Origin of the sequence: Pontibacterium sp., assembly GCF_041587635.1 — a bacterium.
In the GTDB taxonomy this organism is placed as follows: Bacteria; Pseudomonadota; Gammaproteobacteria; order Pseudomonadales; family Balneatricaceae; genus Pontibacterium.
This window is the reverse complement of sequence record NZ_JBFGYC010000311.1, coordinates 1-4,810: the sequence shown is the minus strand read 5'-3', so window position 1 is coordinate 4,810 and position 4,810 is coordinate 1. Positions and strand designations below refer to the sequence as shown.

Genomic DNA, 4,810 nt, shown 5'->3' with positions numbered 1-4,810 from the left:
CTCCAAAGTTGGTGGTGTTGGACACCCGCACCCATCGTTGGTGGTCGGAGAATAGCTTGTCCAAACCGTCCGGGTTGATGGATTGGGAGACAATGTCTGAACTGCAGCAGGAGTTGATTGACGAATCGGCCGTCGTCATCGTATCACCCGCACCAATTTTTGGTGTAAAACTGATAGAAACCATCCAGCGTGTATTTACCTATTTTGGCCACGCGTTGACGGTGGATGCGGAAAACTGGATGGCGCATCCGGGCTCCGCCAGTACTTTGCTGAATATTATTCGTCACCCTAAAACACCGCAGAATTTTGTGATCCTCTCCGGTGATGTGCATTACTCGTTTGTTTACGATGTCGTTGTCCGTCATCGGAAGAATAGCCCGAGCATCTGGCAGATTACCTGTAGTGGCATGAAAAACGAGTTCCCGCAGAAGTTGTTACCGTGGCTGGATCGGATTAACCGTATGTTGTACGGCAGTCGATCCCCGCTGAACTGGTTCACTAAGCGTCGTCATATGCGTATCAAAGCCCGACGTCCGACAGAAGAGCCCAATCATCTGCACAATGGCAGTGGACTGGGGTTGGTCTATTTAGGACCGGAAGGTCAACCGACCTCCATCAGTGTGTTGGGTGCAAATGGCAGTCGCACCCACTTTCCCGACCCAAAAGGTGAGCAGCCTCTGGTCAGTGACTAGAGGCTTCTGGACGCAGTGTTTTTACTGTGAATCTGCAAATACAATGCAGCGTTTGCTGTGCAGGAACAGGCGCCGTTCTATGTGATAGCGCACGGCTCGGGCGAGGGTGACACACTCTATATCACGTCCTTTGGCGGTCAGGTCTTCCGGGTAATAGGTATGATCGACGGGCTCTATGCCCTGCGTGATAATCGGGCCTTCGTCCAGATCGGTATTCACATAGTGTGCAGTGGCACCGACCAGCTTTACCCCTTTCTCATAGGCTTGATGGTAAGGGCGTGCACCTTTAAAACCCGGAAGCAAGGAGTGATGAATATTGATCGCCCGTCCCGATAGCTTGGCACACATATCCTCAGACAATACTTGCATGTAGCGGGCGAGCACGACCAGGTCGGCCTGACTGTCACAGATGATCTTCCATACATCCGCTTCTTGCTGGGCTTTAGTTTCCGCGGTAATCGGCAGGTGGTAATAGGGGATGTTGTGCCAGTCCGCCAGTGCTTTCAGGTCCGGGTGGTTGGAGATAATCGCGGGGATCTCAATTGGGAGCTGGCCGGTGCGGTAGCGATACAGCAGGTCGTTGAGGCAGTGATCAAATTTTGAAACCATGATCACGACTTTGTATTTCAATGCGCTTGGGCTGAGCGTCCACTCCATACCAAACTTCTCGGCCCTTGCTTGAAAGGCATCACGAAACACCTGTTCATCAAATTCATCTTCCGGTCGGAATTGTGCACGGATAAAAAAGTGCTGATGCAGACGGTCATCGAACGATTGCAGGTCAGTGATGTACTGGCCTTGTTGATAGAGTAAGCCGGTCACTGCGTCAACAGTGCCCAGCTGACTGGGGCAATGGGCCGTTAAAATCCAATGTTGCTCAGACATCATCAGCACTCCTGTATATGATTATTTTCACAGAGCATGGAACTCAAACGATCATATAAGTGTAGGTGCTGAAGCGCAGTTTTAACCAACCAGATCCAGATAACGCGCGCGGAATTTTGCACCACGTGCCTCTGTCAGTTGTGCACAACGCTCCACATCAACCCCTTCAAGACCGTCGATGGCGGTTGCCGAGACATCAGGGATGACTTTGGCGGCGGCAGCGATAAATGCCAGCACCTCGGCGTGGGAGCCTTTCATGCTGGGTTCGCAGTGCAGGTTGTACGTGGCTTCGTCCTGCGCATTGAGTGAGATAGAGAGCGCATCGATACATTCCGCCATATCAGCAGTGACGTCGCGTTTATGGAACCGATTGGCGAGCCCGTCCGTGTTAATACGGGTGCGCCCCCCTTTCGCTTTAACTGTGCGTGCAATCTTGAGTAGATCTTTCAGTCGCAGAGTGGGTTCGCCGTAGCCGCAGAAAACGATTTCAGCATAGCGGGTTGGATCATCAATCAGACGAATGATCTCTTCGACATCCGGGCGTTCAGACAGGTAGAGCTCATGACCTTTTACTTCCGTACAGCCGTTGTGTTTGGGGCAGAAGGTGCAGGCCAAGGTACAGCGATCCGTCAGGTTGACGTACAGTCGGTCATCAATCTGGTAAACCAGCGTATCGGGTTCTGTATTCGCGTAGCGTCTGCTTGGGTTTGGGCGTTTAATGCTCATTACTTCCGGATCGGTCTCTGTCAGGTTAATACCGCAATATAAAGATCAGGCGGCCAGTTCATCATAGATCGCGTTCAGCACAGACCACTTACGCACGCACCAGTCTGGCGCTAACAGCAGGTCTTTATTTGCGGTGCCTGTTAAACGGTGGAAGGTCTGCTCGCTCGGAGCTTGTCTTATGATCCGTGTAACGATGTCAACGTATTGGCTTTGGCTCAGATTAGGGATAGTGCCTTGCTTGATCTGCCGTGCCATCTGCGTGCCTTTTACAACATGCAGTGGATGTATCTTCAGCCCATCGGTCCCCAGGTCAGTCACCATTGATGCAGCATCGATACTTGCTTCAAGTGATTCGCCGGGCAGGCCGACAATAAGGTGCGTACACACTTGTAAGTCGTAGGCTTTGGCGCGTCTGATGGCGTCTTTATAACATGCTACATCATGTCCTCGATTGACCTGCCTCAGCACATCATCGTTTGCTGACTGAAGACCGAGCTCCAGCCAGACTTCGTGACCTTGTTGCTGATACTCCGCCAGCAGTTTAAGTACGGCATCCGGTACGCAGTCGGGTCGGGTGCCAACCGATAAGCCAATCACGTCCGGTGTGTTCAGTGCGGTTTGATAGCGTTGTTCGAGAACGTTCACATCAGCGTAGGTGCTGGTGTATGCCTGAAAATAGGCGATGAACTTTTCCGCGTTCTTTTTCTGACCCACAACCGATTTTCCTTCGCAAAGCTGTTGTTCAATGCTCGGCGCCTGTTGCGCGTTGATGTTGAACGATGCGTTGTTGCAGAACGTGCAGCCTCCGATACCTTTGCTGGCGTCCCGGTTCGGGCAGGTAAACGCGGCATTGATCGATACTTTATGTACTTTCTGGCCGTATTTGGCACGCATTGCCTTACCGAAGGTGTTTACGTAACGGGTCAGATCCATAGCGATGCCTGTGAGTGTTGTGATGAACAGAAGTAGGGCAGGCTAGCGTTATCCGCTCGGAGCAGCGTTGACGATTATCAAGCTAGCTGACTTAAGTTAGCTTTGGCTCTAACCGGAGAAGAAAGCTGGCTCCTATCTTTTGATTGTAAACATCGGCTGTTCAGTCCGCTTCTCTTTAAGAAAGTCCACTACGGAACCTACGAATAAGTCCGAAACGACTCTGGTTTTCAGAGCAATTCGAGATCAAGGCAGCGATTGCAGCCATGCTGGTTGCCTGGCGAAAATCGCTTCCCTAAGCAGCGTACCTTGAGCGGTAGATATCGGTTCTTAGGGTAATGGCATTAAACGAGATCTGATCCATATGATGCTCCTTACGCCGGTGTAAGCCGCAAAATCCAACGTGCCAGCCATAATATGTTATCAATTAAGTTGAATGTGCGTGGTTGTGATATGTGTTTTGTGCATATCAGCTATAGAGGAGGCTATATTCTTACTGTGTGAATCGCCCGGTAAGCTAAGGTGAATTACAGACTCTGTTAGCGAGGTTGAATCCGTGGCGCTTTGGCAAAAACTATTGCTGGTGTTATCCAGCGTAACGCTCTTTGGGGTGGCGCAGGCCAATGAGGTTGGGGTTGATACAGAGATTGTACGACCGGCTAAGTTGCTGACGATTGAAAATCCTCTGGCGCAACAGATCCGGACTTTCCCCGCAGAAGTAAAAGCGACATCGCGAACCGAGCTGGCTTTTCGTATTCCCGGGGAGTTAACCGAACTGGTTGCGCAGGAAGGGCAGCCCGTACAGAAAGGTCAATTGCTGGCGCGGCTGGATCCGGCCGATTATAAGGTGGTGCTGGATCAGCGTCGTGCCCAGTATCGCCTCGCCAAAGCCCAGTATGATCGTTTCGATAAGATGTTAAAGCGTAAGCTGGTGTCGGCATCGCTGTATGACGAAAAACGTGCTGAGCTGGATGTTGCGCGAGCCGCGCTGAAACGTGCTGAGCTGGATGTGAAATACACTGAACTGCGCGCGCCTTACGACGGAACCGTGTCACACCGTTTGGTCGAAAACTACCAAAATATTCAGGCCAAAGAGCCGGTCATCGTCATTCAGTCTGGGGACCAGATCGATATCGAGTTTCAGGTGCCTGAGTGGATTGTAGCCCTGCCAACTAAACCTGATGCACGTGATCAGCGGGCTGATATTTTCTTTGATGCCTTGCCTGATAGAAGCTTTAAAGCCGAGTATCGCGAGCGTACTGCTGAGGCGGACCCAAAAACGGGTTCCTATTCTGTGACCCTCAGTATGAAACAGCCAAAAGCGTTGGAGGTCTTCCCAGGCATGACTGCATCTGTTCAGTTTGATCTGACGCGTGTATTTGAACTGGAAAGTCTGCGGTTTGTCCTGCCGGTTGAAGCGGTATTTTCAGCTGAAGATACACCTGCTGACAGTCAATTCCGTCAGATCTGGATAGTGGCGCCCGATACTATGCGTGTCAGTCGTGCAGATGTGGAGGTCGGCAAAATCACCTCTAATGGGATTGAGATTCTTACCGGTCTGAGCGCCGGTGATATTG

Annotated in this window: 4 protein-coding genes and 1 pseudogene; 2 read left to right on the top strand and 3 right to left on the bottom strand. The window is 51.3% G+C overall.

Features of this window, described 5'->3' with window-relative positions; all coding sequences use genetic code 11:
- Positions 1-692: pseudogene (locus tag ABYW01_RS14295) on the top strand (alkaline phosphatase family protein); the annotation flags it as partial.
- Between the two features lie 21 nt (positions 693-713).
- On the opposite strand, the gene purU reads toward ABYW01_RS14295, so the two are convergent.
- From purU to ABYW01_RS14280, 3 genes are all read right to left on the bottom strand, one after another.
- Positions 714-1,577 carry a formyltetrahydrofolate deformylase gene (gene purU / locus ABYW01_RS14290; RefSeq protein WP_372833847.1) on the bottom strand — a complete coding sequence of 288 codons (864 nt, stop codon included), beginning with the start codon at positions 1,575-1,577 and terminating at the stop codon, positions 714-716.
- A gap of 81 nt (positions 1,578-1,658) precedes the next feature.
- Positions 1,659-2,303 (bottom strand): TatD family nuclease-associated radical SAM protein, encoded by a 645-nt coding sequence (locus tag ABYW01_RS14285; protein WP_372833845.1) that lies wholly within the window; start codon positions 2,301-2,303, stop codon positions 1,659-1,661.
- A gap of 45 nt (positions 2,304-2,348) precedes the next feature.
- Positions 2,349-3,236 carry a TIGR01212 family radical SAM protein gene (locus ABYW01_RS14280; RefSeq protein WP_372833843.1) on the bottom strand — a complete coding sequence of 296 codons (888 nt, stop codon included), beginning with the start codon at positions 3,234-3,236 and terminating at the stop codon, positions 2,349-2,351.
- 553 nt (positions 3,237-3,789) lie between these two features.
- Here ABYW01_RS14280 and ABYW01_RS14275 point away from each other — a divergent pair.
- The coding region (locus ABYW01_RS14275; RefSeq protein ID WP_372833840.1) for an efflux RND transporter periplasmic adaptor subunit at positions 3,790-4,810 on the top strand (1,021 nt) is incomplete at its 3' end.